At 64.5% G+C, this 16007-nt stretch carries 18 protein-coding genes; 5 read left to right on the plus strand and 13 right to left on the minus strand.

Features of this window, described 5'->3' with window-relative positions; genetic code table 11:
• Window positions 1–29: 29 nt before the first annotated feature.
• Window positions 30–2102 (minus strand): excinuclease ABC subunit UvrC, encoded by a 2073-nt coding sequence (uvrC, locus tag JG743_RS23310; RefSeq protein ID WP_202293065.1) that lies wholly within the window; start codon window positions 2100–2102, stop codon window positions 30–32.
• Entirely contained in the window at window positions 2099–2860 is a 762-nt protein-coding gene (locus JG743_RS23315) for an SDR family oxidoreductase (RefSeq protein ID WP_202293066.1), read from the minus strand. The genes uvrC and JG743_RS23315 overlap by 4 nt, the downstream gene beginning before the upstream one ends.
• A 414-nt stretch (window positions 2861–3274) precedes the next feature.
• Here JG743_RS23315 and JG743_RS23320 point away from each other — a divergent pair, with 414 nt between their 5' ends.
• A complete protein-coding gene (locus tag JG743_RS23320) occupies window positions 3275–3922 on the plus strand; it encodes an outer membrane protein (RefSeq protein WP_202293067.1) in 648 nt (215 codons plus the stop codon).
• 94 nt (window positions 3923–4016) lie between these two features.
• Here JG743_RS23320 and JG743_RS23325 read toward each other — a convergent pair whose 3' ends face one another.
• The 5 genes from JG743_RS23325 to JG743_RS23345 all read right to left on the minus strand — a co-directional run bounded on the left by JG743_RS23325 (window position 4017) and on the right by JG743_RS23345 (window position 7421).
• Window positions 4017–4457 carry a GFA family protein gene (locus tag JG743_RS23325; protein WP_202293068.1) on the minus strand — a complete coding sequence of 147 codons (441 nt, stop codon included), beginning with the start codon at window positions 4455–4457 and terminating at the stop codon, window positions 4017–4019.
• An 80-nt stretch (window positions 4458–4537) separates the two neighbouring features.
• Window positions 4538–4921 (minus strand): TfoX/Sxy family protein, encoded by a 384-nt coding sequence (locus JG743_RS23330; protein WP_244672888.1) that lies wholly within the window; start codon window positions 4919–4921, stop codon window positions 4538–4540.
• Between the two features lie 100 nt (window positions 4922–5021).
• The gene (locus tag JG743_RS23335; protein WP_202293070.1) at window positions 5022–5618 is read right to left on the minus strand and encodes a glutathione S-transferase family protein; all 597 of its coding nucleotides are present in this window, start codon (window positions 5616–5618) and stop codon (window positions 5022–5024) included.
• 202 nt (window positions 5619–5820) lie between these two features.
• Window positions 5821–6204: a hypothetical protein gene (locus JG743_RS23340; protein ID WP_202293071.1), complete on the minus strand. Its 384-nt coding sequence runs from the start codon at window positions 6202–6204 to the stop codon at window positions 5821–5823.
• Between the two features lie 686 nt (window positions 6205–6890).
• On the minus strand, window positions 6891–7421 hold the full coding sequence (locus tag JG743_RS23345) for a DinB family protein (RefSeq protein WP_202293072.1): 531 nt from the start codon (window positions 7419–7421) through the stop codon (window positions 6891–6893).
• A 64-nt stretch (window positions 7422–7485) separates the two neighbouring features.
• Between JG743_RS23345 and JG743_RS23350 the strand changes: the two genes are divergently transcribed.
• Window positions 7486–8121: a TetR/AcrR family transcriptional regulator gene (locus JG743_RS23350; RefSeq protein WP_342215665.1), complete on the plus strand. Its 636-nt coding sequence runs from the start codon at window positions 7486–7488 to the stop codon at window positions 8119–8121.
• 13 nt (window positions 8122–8134) lie between these two features.
• Here the strand turns inward: JG743_RS23350 and JG743_RS23355 are convergent, their stop codons facing one another.
• From JG743_RS23355 to JG743_RS23375, 5 genes are all read right to left on the minus strand, one after another.
• Window positions 8135–8287 carry a hypothetical protein gene (locus JG743_RS23355; RefSeq protein ID WP_244672889.1) on the minus strand — a complete coding sequence of 51 codons (153 nt, stop codon included), beginning with the start codon at window positions 8285–8287 and terminating at the stop codon, window positions 8135–8137.
• Window positions 8288–8304: 17 nt separating this feature from the next.
• Window positions 8305–8757, minus strand: coding sequence for a hypothetical protein (locus JG743_RS23360; protein ID WP_202293073.1), 453 nt, complete (start codon window positions 8755–8757; stop codon window positions 8305–8307).
• Window positions 8758–8947: 190 nt separating this feature from the next.
• On the minus strand, window positions 8948–9796 hold the full coding sequence (locus JG743_RS23365; protein WP_202293074.1) for a 23S rRNA (adenine(2030)-N(6))-methyltransferase RlmJ: 849 nt from the start codon (window positions 9794–9796) through the stop codon (window positions 8948–8950).
• 7 nt (window positions 9797–9803) lie between these two features.
• Window positions 9804–10424, minus strand: coding sequence for a hypothetical protein (locus JG743_RS23370; protein WP_202293075.1), 621 nt, complete (start codon window positions 10422–10424; stop codon window positions 9804–9806).
• A 39-nt stretch (window positions 10425–10463) separates the two neighbouring features.
• On the minus strand, window positions 10464–11135 hold the full coding sequence (locus JG743_RS23375) for a TetR/AcrR family transcriptional regulator (protein WP_202293076.1): 672 nt from the start codon (window positions 11133–11135) through the stop codon (window positions 10464–10466).
• A 145-nt stretch (window positions 11136–11280) separates the two neighbouring features.
• Between JG743_RS23375 and JG743_RS23380 the strand changes: the two genes are divergently transcribed.
• The 3 genes from JG743_RS23380 to galE all read left to right on the plus strand — a co-directional run bounded on the left by JG743_RS23380 (window position 11281) and on the right by galE (window position 14825).
• Complete coding sequence (locus tag JG743_RS23380; RefSeq protein WP_446720915.1) at window positions 11281–11700, plus strand: carboxymuconolactone decarboxylase family protein; 420 nt, start codon at window positions 11281–11283, stop codon at window positions 11698–11700.
• 921 nt (window positions 11701–12621) lie between these two features.
• Window positions 12622–13689, plus strand: coding sequence for a UDP-glucuronic acid decarboxylase family protein (locus JG743_RS23385; RefSeq protein WP_202293078.1), 1068 nt, complete (start codon window positions 12622–12624; stop codon window positions 13687–13689).
• Window positions 13686–14825 (plus strand): UDP-glucose 4-epimerase GalE, encoded by a 1140-nt coding sequence (gene galE / locus JG743_RS23390; RefSeq protein ID WP_202293079.1) that lies wholly within the window; start codon window positions 13686–13688, stop codon window positions 14823–14825. Before JG743_RS23385 ends, galE begins: the two co-directional genes overlap by 4 nt.
• A gap of 290 nt (window positions 14826–15115) precedes the next feature.
• On the opposite strand, the gene JG743_RS23395 is transcribed toward galE, so the two are convergent.
• Window positions 15116–15595, minus strand: coding sequence for a DUF995 domain-containing protein (locus JG743_RS23395; protein ID WP_244673217.1), 480 nt, complete (start codon window positions 15593–15595; stop codon window positions 15116–15118).
• Window positions 15596–16007 lie beyond the last annotated feature (412 nt).

Consider the following 16007-nt stretch of genomic DNA (forward strand, 5'->3'; position numbering starts at 1 on the left):
TGGTCAGGCGAAAATAGGCGCAAGAATGGTCAGCTGTCATGAAAATGGTTGTAGACCAGCTTGGCCATCTGTTCCGAAATGCCGTCGACTTTGACCAGATCCTCGATCGCGGCGCGGCTGACCGCCTTGGCGGTGCCGAAATGCAAGAGCAGCGCGCGCTTGCGGCCCGGGCCTATGCCGGCGATCTCGTCGAGCGGGCTCTTGACCATCTCCTTCTTGCGGCGGGCACGATGCGAGCCGATGGCGAAGCGGTGGACCTCGTCGCGCAGCCGCTGGACGAAATAGAGCACGGGATCGCGCACCGGCAGCGAAAAAGAGTCCCTGCCCCTGACAAAGAAGCGCTCGCGGCCGGCGTCGCGGTCCTGGCCCTTGGCGATACCGATCGCGGCGACGCGGTCCTCGATGCCGAGATCGGCGAGGATCTTGCGCACCGCCGTCATCTGGCCCTGGCCGCCGTCGATGAGGATGACGTCCGGCCAGGCCGGAAAGCCGCTGTTGGCCTCAATGCCGTCCTCGCCATCATCCCCGCCGGCGGCGCCTTCCACCTCCTGCGGCGTGTCGCCATGCTCCTTCAGCAGGCGCGAGAACCGCCGCTCCATCACTTCGCGCATCATGCCGAAATCGTCGCCGGGCGTGATCTCGGTCGAGCGGATGTTGAATTTCCGGTACTGGTTCTTCACGAAGCCTTCCGGCCCGGCGACGACCATGGCGCCGACGGCGTTGGTGCCCATGATGTGCGAATTGTCGTAGACCTCGATGCGCACCGGCGGCTTTGCCAGGCCGAAGGTTCCAGCAAACCCCGACAGCAGGCGCGCCTGCGTCGAGGTTTCGGCGAGCCTGCGGCCGAGCGCCTCGCGCGCATTCTGCAGCGCGTTGTCGGTCAGGTCCTTCTTCTCGCCGCGCTGCGGCACGGAGATCGACACCTTGCGGCCGGCGCGGGTCGACAGCGCCTCGGCCAGAAGCTCTTGCTCCTCGACGGCTTGTGACAGCAGGATGGCGCGCGGCGTCGGCTTGTCGTCATAGAACTGCGCCAGGAACGAGCCCAGCACCTCCGCCGGCTCCAGCGCCGGGTCGGCCTTGGGGAAATAGGCGCGGTTGCCCCAGTTCTGGCCGGTGCGGAAGAAGAACACCTGGATGCAGGTCTGGCCGCCCTCCTGGTGGATGGCGAAGACGTCGGCCTCCTCCACCGTCTGCGGGTTGATGCCCTGGTGGCTCTGCACATGCGAAAGGGCCGCCAGCCGGTCGCGATAGATGGCGGCGCGCTCGAAATCGAGCTCCGCTGACGCTTCCTGCATGGCGGCGGAGATTTCCGTCTTCACCTTCTGGCTGCGGCCGGAGAGAAAATCCTTCGCCTCGGCGACCAGCCCGGCATAGTCCTCCTGCGAGATCTCGCCGGTGCAAGGTCCGGCACAGCGCTTGATCTGGTAGAGCAGGCAGGGCCGGGTGCGGTTCTCGTAAAAGGAGTTGGTGCAGCTCCTCAGCAGGAAGGCGCGCTGCAGCGAGTTGATGGTGCGGCCGACGGCGCCAGCGGAAGCGAAGGGGCCGAAATAATCGCCTTTTCGCGAACGCGCGCCGCGATGCTTATAGATGCCGGGCGAGACATGGTCGCCGGTGAGCAGAATGTAGGGGAAAGACTTGTCGTCCCGCATCAGCACGTTGAAACGGGGCCTGAGCCGCTTGATGAGGTTTGCCTCGAGCAGCAGCGCCTCGATCTCGGTGCGGGTGACGACGAACTCCATCGTCGCCGTCTCGCGCACCATGCGGCCGATGCGGGCGGTGTGGAAACGCCCCTGCGCATAGTTGGTGACGCGCTTCTTCAGGCTGCGCGCCTTGCCGACATAGAGCACGTCGCCGGCGGCATTCATCATGCGGTAGACGCCGGGCGCGTTGGGCAGCCGCTTGACCAGCGTCTGGATCACCTCGGCGCCGACCATGCCGTCGGCATCGCCGGCATGCGGCGACCAGTCTATCGCCGTGAAGGCGACATCCGGTCCGACGGTCTCCGGCTCGACGATCTCCTCGGCCGACTCGTCCTCGAGGTCGAGGTCGGGCGGCAGGTCGTCGGCGACGCCGTTTCCTTTGTGCGTTTGGGCGGGACTCATTCCACCATGCCTGTCACATCCGGCGTCTGCCACGCAAGGTGCTGACCGCCGTCGAGCGCGATCATCTGGCCGGTGACCGAGCGCGCCTGCCAGAGGTAGCGGATTGTGGCGCCGAATTCGGACAAATCCGGGCCGCGCTTCAGGATCAGCCCGGCGACCTGCCTGTCGAAATCATGATCGTCCTGGCGGGCGTTCTTCAAGGTTGGGCCGGGCCCGATGGCGTTGACGCGGATGCGGGGGCCAAGCGCCTGCGCCAGCATCTCGGTCTGCGTCCACAGCGCCGACTTCGACAGCGCATAGGAGAAATAGCGCGGCGTCGGGCGCCAGACGCGCTGGTCGATGATGTTGACGATCAGCCCCTCCTCGCCTTGCGGCAGGGCGCGCGCGAAATTCTGCGCCAGAAGCGCCGGCGTCTTGACATGAATGGCGAAGTGGCGGTCCCAGGCCTGCCAGTCGAAATCCTCCACCCGGTCGTCGACGAAAAGCGAGGCATTGTTGACGAGCAGCCTGACCGGCCCAAGCGCCGCCTCCGAGCGGCCGACCAAGTCGCTGACGGCGTCCATGTCGGTGAGGTCGGCGGCGACCACGGCGGCGCGGCCGCCCTCGCGCCTTATGCGCTCTGCCAGCGCCTCGGCCTCGGCGCCTGAGCGGTTGGCATGGATGGCGACGGCAAAGCCGTGTGCCGCCAGATCCTCGACGATCGCCTTGCCGATCCGTTTTGCGCCACCCGTCACCAGCGCCGTCGCGATCTTCGTCATCTGTCAATCCTCAATCGGCGCCTCGATTCCGCTAGCCGGCACATTATGACGGGCCGAGGGGTTAAGCGCCGTTTCCTCCTGGGGCGGGAATGTGGCGAAGCGGCCTCGCCGCAACCTTTGCGTGATCCGGAATCGCGCCGGCAGGATCGCAATATAGGACGCTGGACTCCTTGCACCAAGCCGCGTGCAGCGCAGCATGGAAGACCTCCTGACATTTCGCTGTTGCGAAGATGCAACGTCACGGTTCAGCCTCATTCGCGCCGGGGAATGACCCAAGTTCAGGTTCGCTTCAGCCGCATTTCGACACGACATTTGGAACCGTTGAGCGCCGGGTCCGTTTATCCCCCCGGACGGGTCTTGGGGCGCTCATGAACAACAAGCCTATGTGTCCTGTGGCTTAAGGAGTAAAGAACAATGAAAGCCAACCTCAAATTCGCGCCGCTCGCGGTCGCGCTCGGGCTCTTCGCCCTTGGCGGTACCGCCTATGCCGCCGACGTCGTCTCGGAAGAGCCGCCGGCACCCGCCCCGGTTGCCGAACTCCCCGTCGCTTCCTGGGCCGGCCCCTATGCCGGTCTCAGCGCCGGCTACGGCTTCAGCGGCCATGCCGATGCCCGCGATGCCGGCACCAACATCAAGACCAAGGGTTTTGTCGGTGGCGTCTTCGGCGGCTATCAGTGGCAGCAGGAGAACTTCGTGTACGGTGCTGAAGCCGATATCGGCTACAACGGCACCAAGGGCTCCAGCAACGGCATCGAAGCCAAGTCCGGCCTCGAAGGCTCGCTGCGTGCCCGTCTCGGCTACAGCGTGACCCCGGAAATCCTGCTCTACGGTACCGGCGGTCTTGCCGCCAAGAACCAGAAGATCGACGACGGCGTCTCCAGCGACAGCAAGGCGATGCTCGGCTGGACGGCCGGTGTCGGCACCGACATCAAGATCACCGACAACGTGTTCGGCCGTGTCGAGTACCGCTACACCGACTACGGCGACAAGGACTTCGACAATGTCGGCAACGTCAAGTCGAAGGACAACCGCGTCACCTTCGGCGTCGGTATGAAGTTCTAAGTCGTCCAAGCCACGACACGAAAAAGCCGGGCCTCGCGCCCGGCTTTTTTTGTGGCCAGCCAGCCACCCAGCTTTGCCGCAATACCTGGCACCTTCAGCCGGACCTCAACGCGGTTCGGTGGGCTGGTGGACCTGACGGCCGCTGCTGGAAACCGTCATGCGTCGGAATCGTCGGCAGCCGATCGAGCCATTTCACGCGTGAGGGCATAAATACCTGCGCATCGGGCTGGTAGTCATCCGGGTTGGTCATGGTGGCGGCATGCACGTGTATCTCGTGAGGCCACCTGTCCGAACGGAAATAGAGACGCGTCCCGCAGGACGGGCAGAACCCGCGAAAGGTGTCCGGGCTGCTTTCATAGTGCCTGATGTCGCCGCTCCAGCTCAGCTGCTCCGGCCGCATGCCCAGGAAGGCCGTCAACGGAGCGGACGTGGCGCGCTGGCAATCGGCGCAGTAACAGACCAGATTGCGCGTGATGTCCCCGGAATATGTCCAGGTGACCGCCTCGCACATGCAGCGTCCTGTCAAAAACGCCATGGCTTTCCTCCCCGCCGGCCGCATGACAGCGCCGGTTCACGACATCAGCCGATGCAACAGGGATACGCTGCTCCATCGCCTTAGATGCGCCTGTTTGCGACCTTGGCCGGCTTCGACTTCGGCGGCAGCGTCTCGACGAAGGCCAGGGCAAGATCGAGCCAGCGGGCGAGATCGGTTTCGGTCGCCGTGCCTTCCGGCGCGACGTGGACGTAGCCCTCCATTGCGCGCCCGCCCATTTCCATCGGGCGCGCATGCGGACGGGCGACCGCCACCGCATGCGCCACCTTGCCGACGCGCACCAGCAGCCCGCGCTTCGAGGTGCCGATCAGCATGTTGCCGTTGAGCATGAAGCAGGTGCCGCCGAACATCTTCTGTTCGGTGAAGGCGCGCCCGCCAAGGGCGGCGCGCAGACGCTCGAGCATCGGGTCGAGAGCGACGCCGGTTTGGGTGACTGCCTTCGCCATGTTCACCACTCCGCAATTTGCGTGGCTTCAGGCAAGCACGAATGCGGGCGGCGGTTCAAGCCCACTTTGCCTTCTCTCGTTGTGGGAGAAGGATCGGTGACTAGGCCGGCACCGCCGGCTTCAATTCCGGGAACTTCTCGTCGAAGCGCGCCGCCCAGCGGGTCAGCCGGCCGCGGCCCTTTTCCCATTTGCCGGCGAAGCGCAGCGCCAGGTAGCCGAGGGTGGCGCGCAGCGCCATCTGGCCGGCGGTGATCTTCTTCGGCAGCTTCGGCGGGTTGGCGTTGAGCAGGTCGAGCGCCGCGGCGATCTTCGCCCACTGGCGGTCGAGCCAGGGCTGATAGACCATCTCTTCCGGCCGTGTGCGCCGCTCATAGACCATCGACAGCGCGCAATCGCAAATGCCGTCGGCCAGCGCCTCCAGCACCTCAGCCTCCAGCCGCTTGTCGGGATTGCGCGGGAACAGGGCGTTCTTCGACACGCGATTGAGGTGCTGGGTGATCGCCCGGCTGTCATGGATGGTGCGGCCGTCGTCGAGCACCAGCACCGGGATCTTGCCGAGCGGGTTGGCGCCGATCAATTCGGCCGGCTTCTCCTCGGTCTTGACCGGCACGAGGTCGACGGCGATACCGGCGTAAAGCGCGGCCATGCGGACCTTCGAACTGTAGGGAGAGGTGGAGGCGTAGAGCAGCTTCGGCATGATCGGTTTCCTGATTGTCTGCGCGCACTGTTGACCGATCATGGCCGGCAAGACAACGGCCAGTGGCGCGAAACCGGAAAGCCAATGCCTCGGCAGCGAAACTGCTGGGAAGTCGGAAAACAAAAAAGCTCCCGGAAGTTTTGCCGATGGCAAAGTCCCGGGAGCTTTAGGAAGGGCGTCTGCTTCGTCCGAAGCTACGCGATTACTTCTTGGCGGCCGGCTTCTTTGCCGGAGCTGCCTTCTTCACTGCCGACGTCGACTTGGCGGCGGCTGCCTTCATCGGAGCCTTGGCGGCGGGCTTTGCCGCTGCCTTGGCCGCAGGCTTCTTGGCGGCAGGCTTCGCTGCTGCCTTGGCTGCGGGTTTCGCCGCTGCCTTGGCTGCGGGTTTCGCCGCTGCCTTGGCGGCGGGCTTGGCCATGACCTTGGCGGCCGGCTTCTTGGCTGCGGGTTTCGCCGCTGCCTTCGCCGGCGCCTTGGCTGCTGCCTTCGGCGCTGCCTTCTTCACTGCAGGTTTCGCGGCAGCCTTCGGTGCCGCTTTCTTTGCCGGCGCTTTCGCTGCCGGCGCCTTGGTTGTCGTCTTTGCCATGCGATGCCCCTTGCGTTTTGCCGGCGATCGTTAGTGATCCGGCGTGCTAATGCATATCTGACTCGCGGCTTTCTAGCCAGCGAAGCATTACACTGAATTTCGCAGATTAAATTTCGGTTACGGCGAAAGCATGCTCGCAATGATCGGAACAGAAGCCCGCGGAGATTCTTCACAGCTCGCAACGAACTTCAACGAGAGAAATTTGAGGCGTCGCGACTCATGCGATCTTCTCGTCAAGCTCGCGAACTCTTGCAACGGTGTCGATCGCGTGCGGCCACAAGAAGAGCAATCTTGTCGCCTTGCTTGATAGGTCGGCCGCAGAACAGCACAAAGTGAAATGCGAGCTTATGGCTTATATTTAATAAGGCCGAGTAAGTGGCGATGAAGCTGCATATGTTGGGGAGACAGCACCCCTCTCTGTCCTGACGGCTTTCGTCACTCGGAAAGCCAGGCAGTTGGCTTTCCGTCCGCTGTGCGGGCCGCTCCTCAATCCCCGCCTGGGGGAGATTGGATGTCAGGCCGGCTTTCGCCAATCGCCAATGCTGCAGGATTGAATGGAGGCGGCGAAACAGCTGATCTCCCCCTTGTAGGGGAAATGTCCGGCAGGACAGAGGGGGCGCGCAAGATCGCAGCACCTCTTGTCCCGCGCAGTCGCTTTTCCCTTGAAATCCAAGGCTTTCCAGCCGTCAGACCCGCGCCGGCTCGCACACGATCTGCAGCCGCCGCGAAGGTTCTGCCTGGTGGAGATGGACGGCAAACGTATCCCATGGCGGCGCGACGGAGATCTGCGCGAGGATGCGGCCGATCTCGCCGCGATGATAGCCGCCGTGGATGACGACATGGGTCAGCATCTCCTGGCGAGACATCATCGCCTTGTCGCCGTCGGTGAAGACGAACGGAACCGGCTCAGACAGAAGCTGCGGCGCCACCGCGTCGAGATAGTCGCGATACCAGCGGTCCATCGCTTCGACATCGTCGCGCAGCGCATCGAGCGACGGCGTGTCCTCGGTATTGTCGGAAACATAGCAATGGCGCATGCCGGAAAGATGCGCGGCGAATATCTTCGACACGACGAGATTGTGATTGAGCAGACGGATAGCTGCGTGGCGCTCGTTTGCATGCGCATCCGCATCAAGCTGGTCCAGCTTTTCCAGCAGCTCGCCGTTGGCCCAGGCCTGATAGATGAAGAGGCTGCGAAGCAGGGAAAGCGCGCTCATGGCCGTTGTTCCTTTTTTCAAAAATGTGAGTATGTTGTTTACATTCTCGCGAGGTGGAACAAGCATGTCTACTCGCATTGCCAAGCCGCGCATGCGCATGCGCAAGCTGCCGCGCCAGGCGCGTTCGCGGGCGACCGTCGAGGCGATCATCGAGGCGGGTGCTCATGTTCTGAGCGAGCTCGGATGGGCGGGCTTCACCACCAACAAGGTGGCCGAGGCGGCCGGCGTCAGCATCGGCTCGCTCTACCAATATTTTCCCGACAAGCTATCGCTGCTCGAGGCGATCCGTCGCCGCCATTTCGATCAGGTGCTGTCGGTGATCGCCGAATCAGCCGAAGGCGGCAAGCCGCTCAAGCGATTCGCGCAGGACCTTGTGCGCGGCATGATCGAGGCGCACAGCATCCATCCGACGTTGCATCAGGTGCTGCTCGACGAGGCGCCGGGCGATCGCGGCTCGCGCGCCGCGCACGCCTCGTTCCAGACCCGCTATCTCGAGCACTACACGGCCGCCGTGGCGCAGTATCGCAGACGGCGGAAGGACGTCGAGACGATCGCGCGCGTGCTGTCCTCGGCGGTCGAGGGCGTGATCCACAATGCGGCGCGACGGGACATGCTGGATGCGCCGGAGCTGCGCAAGCAACTCGTCGAGCTGATCTGCGCTTACCTCTCCGGCGCAAGCCGGAGTGCACGGACGGGATAGCGCGCTTCCTTGCTCACGCCTGATAGCCTAGGCAGATGGCGCGCCCAGCGCGACGACGGCGCAGGCGCCGGCGCGGCGTCAGTTCCTCGCCGAGGAAGAACCGGCCGATGAAGGCGGCGAAGACGACGCTGGTTTCGCGGATGGCAGGCAGAAAACCGCTGCGCACTTTTCCTTGGAATTGGTCTAGCGCAGGACGCGGCAGCGGCCGTTATAGACCATCCATCGGTCGAAGCCCGAGACGCAGAATTCGACATTGTCGCCGATCGAGGCGAAGCCCTGGCCTTCCTCGATCAGGTACCAGATGGTGCGGGCGCGGCCATCGGACAGCCCGACGGTGGCGCCGCAATAGCGGCGGCCGATCGGCCATTTCTCGCTGGCCGGCAGGTAGCGGTGCTGGTGGATGCGGCGGAAATCGGTGATCGCGACATCCGGCAGATGCGGCACGTGCTTCACCTGATAGGCGAAGCGGTTGGTGATCTTGTTCAGCACCCAGGCCTCGCCGCAGACGCCGCTGTCTTCGTCGGAATAGACGGCGAGGTCGGCGGCATGCGCCGCCTGGGTGAAGCCAAGCGATGTGCCAAGCGGCGTGCAGAGCGAGATCAGCGCGGCAAGAGCGGAACGAGCGAAGCGAGTCATGGCAGCCTCTCGAGATCGATTGCGCGCACTGTGCGGATTCGCTTGGCGGCGGTCAAGCGGTTGCGATGGCAATGGTTTCCAAGGCGTGGCCGCCGGCATCGGCGGCGGTGCAGGCCATCTCATCCGCGAGAGCCGGCGGCCGTCGTCACGCCAACGGCCTTGGTGGAGGCCACGCCGCGCGGTCAGCGCCCTACTCGCCCGCCAGCCAGTCCAGTGTCCAGCGCGACGGCTGCGCGACTGCCATGACCTTGTGCAGGGCCGGCAGCAGGATCCGCAATTCGCTTTCCAGCGTGAACGGAGGATTGACCACCACCATGCCGCTGCCGTCGAGGCTGGGCTCGCCGGACGGCGGCCGGATCTCGAAGCCGATGTCGAGCAGTTTCGGGATATCCGCCTCCTTCAGCGCCGCCCTGAACGCCGCGACTGCCTTGCGGTCCTTGATCGGATACCAGAGCGCATAGAGGCCGCCCGGCCAGCGTCTGTGCGCCCTCGCCAGCCCGTCGACGAGGCGGGAGAATTCCCCTTCCTCCTCGAAGGGTGGGTCGACGAGCACGAGACCGCGCTTCTCCTTCGGCGGCAGATGCGCGCCGAGCGCCAGCCAGCCGTCGAGCTCGATCACCCTTGCCTGGATATCACCGGCGAAGACGGCTTTGAGCCGCGCCGCGTCCTGGGGATGCAATTCGAGCGCCGTCAGCCGGTCCTGCTTGCGCAGCAGCTGCCTGGCGATCAGCGGCGAGCCCGGATAGGTCTTCATCTCGCCATTGGGGTTCAGCGCGCGAACGGCTTCGAGATAGGGCGCCAGCAGCGCGGCGGCCCTCGCATCCAGCTGCACGCCCACCAGCCGGCCGATGCCGCCCTGCCACTCGCCGGTCTTCTGCGCTTCCACCGACGACAGGTCGTAGCGGCCGATGCCGGCGTGAGTGTCGATGACGCGGAAGGCCTTGTCCTTCTGCTTCAGATAATCGACCAGCCGCGTCAGCACGACATGCTTGACGACATCGGCGAAGTTGCCGGCGTGGTAGGCGTGGCGATAGTTCATGCCGCGCTCAATTCGACGAGCCGCCGCGGCCCCAGCGCGGTGGTGGCGGCTGCGAGTTGGGGTTCTGCGGCCGGCCGCCGCGGCCGAACGCCAGGGACAGGACCAGCCCGATCAGCCCTGCGCCCATCACCGCGTAGCCGACCGGCCGTGCCCGCTCGTCGATGGCGCCGGCTTCGGCGCGCAGCACGAGATCGACCGCCCGGATGGGGATGCCCTCGGCATCGCCCGGACCGACGGTGAAGAGATAGGGGCCGGGGCTGACCGTCTGGATCACGCCCGCCTCGTCGCGGAAGATCTTGTCCGGCAGCTGCGGGCTTGCCTGGCGCGGATTGTCGGAATGGTTGAACTGGAGCGTCGAGGCGAGCGCGGTGCGGCCGCCGGTGGCGGCGGTCAGCGTCAGCACGGTGCGCTGCTGCGAGACTATGCGCTCGGCCCGCGCGGTTAGGTCGACCAGCACCCTCAGCGGCGCGTCGCGCGCGGCGAGCGGCACCGTCACTGGCCGGAAGCGTCCCTGCTCGTAGACCCGCCAGGTGCCGATCTCGTGACCGGAGAAATTGCTCACCGCCCAGGGATAGAGCACGCCGATGGCGACGCCGGCAAAGAGGACAAGAACGAAGAGGAAGCGCATCGAGGACCCTGGCAGCTAGTTCCGGTGGCCGTGATCACTTCAACCTTGCGCGGTCGCGGCCCGGGCACCATCGCGAATCCGCTCCATCTCGTCCAGCAGCATCTCCAGGCCGAGGTCGAAGGTCTTGTCGAACCCGGCGGTGCCGAAATAGGGCCCGGCCGCCATGACGCTGGGAAAATCGCGCGCCAGCTCTTCGTCGCTGACAGTCGTGACCGCCGACGGTCCCTTGGCGTAGCCGGCGGTCTCGTCGAGGATCGCGCCCATCAGATAGTAGCCGGCGGCGCGGAACAGCCGGGCGCTGAGCTCGGTCCCGAAGCCGCCCGCCTCGAACACGCCGATGATGCTATTCAGCTTGGCAAGACAGGGCGGCGAGTTCATGCGGTAGACCACGATGAACGGCGCGAAAGCCGGGTGCTCGGTCGCGACACGGCGGAACTCCTGCATGCCGCCCCGGACCCTCTCGCGCCAGGTCAGGCTGTCGTCGGGGATGACCAGCGCGCTCATCTGCCGGTCGACCAGCGCTTCGTAGAGATGCGCCTGCGAGGGATAGTGGTGATAGATGCTCATCGCCTCGCAGCCGAGCGCCGCGGCGAGCTTGCGCATCGAAAAGCCGGAAAGCCCTTCCCGCTCGATCACCTCGAAGGCCGCGTCCTCGATCATGTCGCGGGACAGCCGGCCGCGCGCTCGCTTTTTTTTGCTCGATGTGTCCATGGCGCTGCTTGACAACTTACGCTGTAAGGTTCATTTTCCACACTACCTTACATCGTAAGGCTAACAATTGCCAGAGGAGAAAACCATGTCGATCCATTGCACGCTTTCAAACACGCATTCCTTCCTTCGCCTGGCGTCCGCATCCATGCTCGCGGCCGCTTGCGCCTTGATCCTGACCTTGGCCCCGGCGCCCGCCCAGGCCGATGACTACGACGCGACGCTGAAGGACATCCAGTCGACCATGGGCGGCGTGCCGAGCTTCGTGAAACAGTTCCCGAAGGCCGGTCTGCCCGGCGCCTGGGCCGAGGTCAAGGCCATCGAGCTCAGCGACAAGACGGCGCTGCCGCCGAAGGTGAAATCGCTGATCTCTCTGGCGGTCGCCGCGCAGATCCCATGCAACTACTGCATCTGGTCGGACACGCAGGACGCCAAGCGCGCGGGCGCCACCGACGAGGAGATCCAGGAGGCGGTGGCGATGGCGGCGCTGACCCGCCACTGGAGCACGATCTTCAACGGCATGCAGGTCGATTTCGAGCAGTTCAAGAAGGAGATGGGCGGGGAGTAGGCCGCCGCCGGCAAAGGTTTCGGCATGATCGATAAGGCCCGCTGTTCGCGGGCCTTGTTGTCCACTGGTCAGACCCCTCCGTCCAATCCGGGCAACTGGCTCGGAAGCCCTGCCCCGGATGTCCTCAGGCGCTAGCCCCGCAGCCGGTTTTCGTGGAGCGACGCCCGACCCCGCCCGTTGCACCCCAGAGTGGAAACGCCACTCCGAGCCGGTTGAAACCCGGCCGGCTTGCCGAGGTGGGCAGCACACCCGCCTGCCGGGCGGGCGACGGCGGCTCCGCGGCTCTGTCGCCCAACCGCGATCCGGGCAGGCGCAGACAACAATCGCACCGACTTTCGCCGGCGCTGATCGTGGTCCGGCCAAAAGCATCTGTATTTCCCAAGGTCGACCAAGCACATCCGCGGCGCAAGGAAAGATAGACTTGCGATGCACTTGCCGGCTCGATCATCCGACACCTTCAAGCCCACCAGCGCCGTTGGCTACAAAGCTTTTCTCACTGGCCTGAGTGCCTGCTTCTCCGCTGACCGCGACCGCTATCGCCACCCCATTCCGGACCGGCGGAAGCCCCGATCCGCGCGGCTCATGATTAACCAATCGCGAATGAGTGAGGTTAACAAACACCTAATTTAGTTGACTACTATCCCCACAGGTATATTTTTATATGTGTTGGGTGTGCAATTTGGGCGAGCAAGATCGGCGATGGTGGCAACCACGCGTGATCGCGATTGATGGGGCATAGCGGGCTGAGCGGCAATCAATAAGCCGTACAGTACAGCTCCCGCAAACTCAGACTTTTTTACGCACATCATGGGTGATGGCATCTTTGGCTGACGCCGAGGGTTCGCCACGGTTTCAGGACTTGGTCGAGCAATGCTCTTGCCTGGCCGGGGCGGTGGTGTGCGTGCCGAGTAAGGGGGTGTCATGAGCAGGATTATGAAGGTCGTGAAGCTCGGCCAGGGGGCTGGCCGCAAAGGCGCCAATGCCGATCGTGGCCGTGCGCTGGTCGCCGGTGGCGCGGGCTTCCTGGGTTCGCATTTGTGCGAAAGATTGCTGCTCGACGGCTACGAGGTCGTCGTCCTCGACAACTTCCACACCGGAAAGCGCTACAACCTCAACGGCATGCATCGCGACCCGTTCTTCACCTGCATCAAGCACGACATCGTCGACGCATTGCCGATGGACCTTGCGGTCGACGAGATCTACAACCTCGCCTGCCCCGCCTCCCCGCCGCATTACCAGGCCGATCCGATCCATACGTTCAAGACGAGCGTGCTGGGTTCGATCAACCTTCTGGAGCTCGCCCGCCGCCACAAGGCCAAGATCTTCCAGGCTTCGACCTCCGAGATCTACGGCGACCCGCTGGTGCATCCGCAGCCCGAGAGCTATTTCGGCAACGTCAACACGCATGGCCCGCGCTCCTGCTATGACGAGGGCAAGCGCTCGGCCGAAACGCTGTTCTACGACTATTCGCGGACATACGGCATCGACGTCCGTGTCGCCCGCATCTTCAACACCTATGGCCCGCGCATGCAGCCCGACGACGGCCGCGTGGTGTCGAACTTCATCGTCCAGGCGCTGCGCGGCGAGGACATTACCGTCTACGGCAGCGGCACGCAGACGCGCTCCTTCTGCTTCGTGGACGACCTCATTGAAGGCTTCGTCCGGCTGATGAACGCCCCGGCGGCGGCGCCGCATCCGGTCAATCTCGGCAACCCCGTCGAGTTCACCATCATGGAGCTGGCAGAGCTGGTCGTCGGTTACACGAATTCCCGCTCGCGCATCGTGCACCGGCCGCTGCCGGTCGACGATCCGAAGCAGCGCAAGCCCGATATTTCCTTCGCCAGGCAGCATCTCGGCTGGGAGCCGAAGGTCGCCTTGAGCGAAGGCCTCGCCCACACCACGGCGTATTTCGACGCATTGCTCGGCGGCCGCCGGTTCGCCGCCCCGCGCAGCAGCCTCAGGTGGGTCAGGGAGGCTGCGGTGTCATGACTCGTCGCCCGGTCCTCGTAACCGGTGGCGCCGGCTTCATCGGCAGCCACACCTGCAAGCTGCTCTCGGCAGGCGGTTACCTGCCGGTGGTCTACGACAATTTGAGCCGCGGCAACGAGGAATCCGTCTGCTGGGGTCCGCTGATCGTCGGCGATATCCGCGATCGTCGGGCGCTCGAACGGGTGATCACCACCCGTCGGCCACAGGCGATCATCCACTTCGCAGCACTCGCCTATGTTGGCGAGTCGGTCGGTGAGCCGGCCGACTATTATTCGACCAACGTGGCGGGAACGATCGCGGTGCTCGATGTGGCGCGGGCGCATGGCATCGACAACATCATCTTTTCCTCGAGCTGCGCGACCTACGGCGTGCCCGAAACCCTGCCGGTGCGCGAGACCTCGCCGCAGAACCCGATCAGCCCCTATGGACGCACCAAGCTGATGGGCGAGCAGATCATCAAGGACTATGCCTCGGCCTACGGCATGAAATACGCGATCCTGCGCTACTTCAACGCCTGCGGCGCCGATCCCGAGGGAGAGCTTGGCGAATGGCATACGCCTGAAACGCACCTGATACCCAGAGTGCTGATGGCAGCGTCCGGCATGATCGACGCGATCGAGGTTTTCGGCACCGACTACGACACGGTCGACGGCACCTGCGTGCGCGACTACATCCATGTCAGCGACCTTGCCCGCGCGCACCTCAAGGCCCTGATGCATCTGGAAGCCGGCGGCGAAAGCCTGTCGGTCAATCTCGGTACCGGCCGAGGCGTATCCATCAACGAGATCCTGGACGCGGTCGGCCGCATGACGGCGCGCCCGGTTCCGGTCGTCCATCGGGCTCGGCGTCCCGGCGACCCGGCCGAACTCTATGCCGATCCGAGCTTGGCGCGCGAGCAGTTGGGCTTCGTGGCGGAGCTGTCCGACATCGACACCATTGTCAGGACGGCCGCGCCCTTCTTCGGACTCGGGCCGGCAATGCCGGCGCCAGCAATCTCTGTCCCGACTGCCACGGCCGCGTCGCGCGCCAGACGCGCGCCGCACGACACGAACACCGGCAAACAACGCCAGCCCGCAAGGCTAGCAGTCGTCCCTGTGAGTAATGCGTCGGGGCGCGGGCTCGCTGAGTTGGGTTGAGGGCTTTCTCAGCGGGCCTCTTCTTGTCTGATCCGCCGCCGGCGGCCAGACCTGATTACCGGAGCGGTTCGGCTTTTGAATTGCCGACCCGCCCCAATATTTGGTCTAAGCAGTTCCAGGCAACCACCACGCACCTTCCTGGAGTTGCTCACGGGCGGTTCGGCGTTTCGACGAAACGCTGAACCGCCCTATTTCTTTTGTTTTGACGCAATCCCTGACGGGTGCAGCGGTCTGGGCGACATGCATGAAGACAAAGGTCCGCCGACTGAATCCGTTTCAGCGTATGGCGCTCAGCCCTTCGACTCCACCAGCTTGCGCGCCGTATCGAATTCGATGCTCTTGGCATCGCCTTCCTGGAATTTCTGGTGTTCGTCAGCGGGGTGGTCGGACGCGTGCTTGAAGCTGTACCACCCGCCATCCGGATCCTTGCGCTGCTCGACATTGCCGTCCTGGATACGATGGCTGAAGCAGGTGCGGACCGGCGTCGCGGCATAGGTCTTGGAGCGCCAGACAAGCTCCATGCACATCTTGCCGTCATTGGTCAGCAGCCATCTGCCTTCGGCGATGGAAGTGGAACCTTGCTCGGCCGTCCAGGCGCGCAGGCGCCTGTCCTGCGCAAAATAGGCGGCTCCATCCTGCCAGTTCCACGTACGGTCCGCATAGAACAGCTGCATCTCGAACGCCGTTGGAACGGCCTGGGTGGGGGCGCGATCCTTCGCGGCGGCCGTATTCGCGGCAGCGGCAAACCCGCCACAGGCGATGAGAGCCATCAGCAAGGCGCGCCTCGCAAGTGGGCTCCGCAGCACCCAATTTTCCGGCTGATATGGCAACAAGCTTTGAGCCGTCGATATGGTGGGTCGCATGTTGGTTTCGCCTCCCCGATACGGCGCCAACACAAACCCAAGCCTTCCCCAAGGCATCGCAGTTGCCGCCCCCGCCCGCTATTAATCGACACGCGCGGAGCGGTGTCAACCGGTTGTAGAGTGAGGTCGAACACATCTTCTCGACGCGCCGGAACCAAGCTTGTGGATTCGAACAGACTGCTGGTCTATAGGAGCAGCCGCATTGAAGGAGCCGCGGCCTTAGGGCTCAAGGGCTGCCAATCGGCGACGGACCCGATCCCGGCCGATCCCCGGGAACACGCGGACCTCACCCGATGCAGCCCACCGGAGCGCGGCGGCG

Source organism: Mesorhizobium sp. 131-2-1, assembly GCF_016756535.1.
Lineage (GTDB): Bacteria > Pseudomonadota > Alphaproteobacteria > Rhizobiales > Rhizobiaceae > Mesorhizobium.

Bases quoted from the DNA above. Each gene is read 5' to 3' on its own strand.
- uvrC (WP_202293065.1), bottom strand. From the start codon at position 2,102: ATGAGTCCCGCCCAAACGCACAAAGGAAACGGCGTCGCCGACGACCTG.
- JG743_RS23315 (WP_202293066.1), bottom strand. From the start codon at position 2,860: ATGACGAAGATCGCGACGGCGCTGGTGACGGGTGGCGCAAAACGGATC.
- JG743_RS23320 (WP_202293067.1), top strand. From the start codon at position 3,275: ATGAAAGCCAACCTCAAATTCGCGCCGCTCGCGGTCGCGCTCGGGCTC.
- JG743_RS23325 (WP_202293068.1), bottom strand. From the start codon at position 4,457: ATGGCGTTTTTGACAGGACGCTGCATGTGCGAGGCGGTCACCTGGACA.
- JG743_RS23330 (WP_244672888.1), bottom strand. From the start codon at position 4,921: ATGGCGAAGGCAGTCACCCAAACCGGCGTCGCTCTCGACCCGATGCTC.
- JG743_RS23335 (WP_202293070.1), bottom strand. From the start codon at position 5,618: ATGCCGAAGCTGCTCTACGCCTCCACCTCTCCCTACAGTTCGAAGGTC.
- JG743_RS23340 (WP_202293071.1), bottom strand. From the start codon at position 6,204: ATGGCAAAGACGACAACCAAGGCGCCGGCAGCGAAAGCGCCGGCAAAG.
- JG743_RS23345 (WP_202293072.1), bottom strand. From the start codon at position 7,421: ATGAGCGCGCTTTCCCTGCTTCGCAGCCTCTTCATCTATCAGGCCTGG.
- JG743_RS23350 (WP_342215665.1), top strand. From the start codon at position 7,486: ATGTCTACTCGCATTGCCAAGCCGCGCATGCGCATGCGCAAGCTGCCG.
- JG743_RS23360 (WP_202293073.1), bottom strand. From the start codon at position 8,757: ATGACTCGCTTCGCTCGTTCCGCTCTTGCCGCGCTGATCTCGCTCTGC.
- JG743_RS23365 (WP_202293074.1), bottom strand. From the start codon at position 9,796: ATGAACTATCGCCACGCCTACCACGCCGGCAACTTCGCCGATGTCGTC.
- JG743_RS23370 (WP_202293075.1), bottom strand. From the start codon at position 10,424: ATGCGCTTCCTCTTCGTTCTTGTCCTCTTTGCCGGCGTCGCCATCGGC.
- JG743_RS23375 (WP_202293076.1), bottom strand. From the start codon at position 11,135: ATGGACACATCGAGCAAAAAAAAGCGAGCGCGCGGCCGGCTGTCCCGC.
- JG743_RS23380 (WP_446720915.1), top strand. From the start codon at position 11,281: ATGCTCGCGGCCGCTTGCGCCTTGATCCTGACCTTGGCCCCGGCGCCC.
- JG743_RS23385 (WP_202293078.1), top strand. From the start codon at position 12,622: ATGAGCAGGATTATGAAGGTCGTGAAGCTCGGCCAGGGGGCTGGCCGC.
- galE (WP_202293079.1), top strand. From the start codon at position 13,686: ATGACTCGTCGCCCGGTCCTCGTAACCGGTGGCGCCGGCTTCATCGGC.
- JG743_RS23395 (WP_244673217.1), bottom strand. From the start codon at position 15,595: ATGGCTCTCATCGCCTGTGGCGGGTTTGCCGCTGCCGCGAATACGGCC.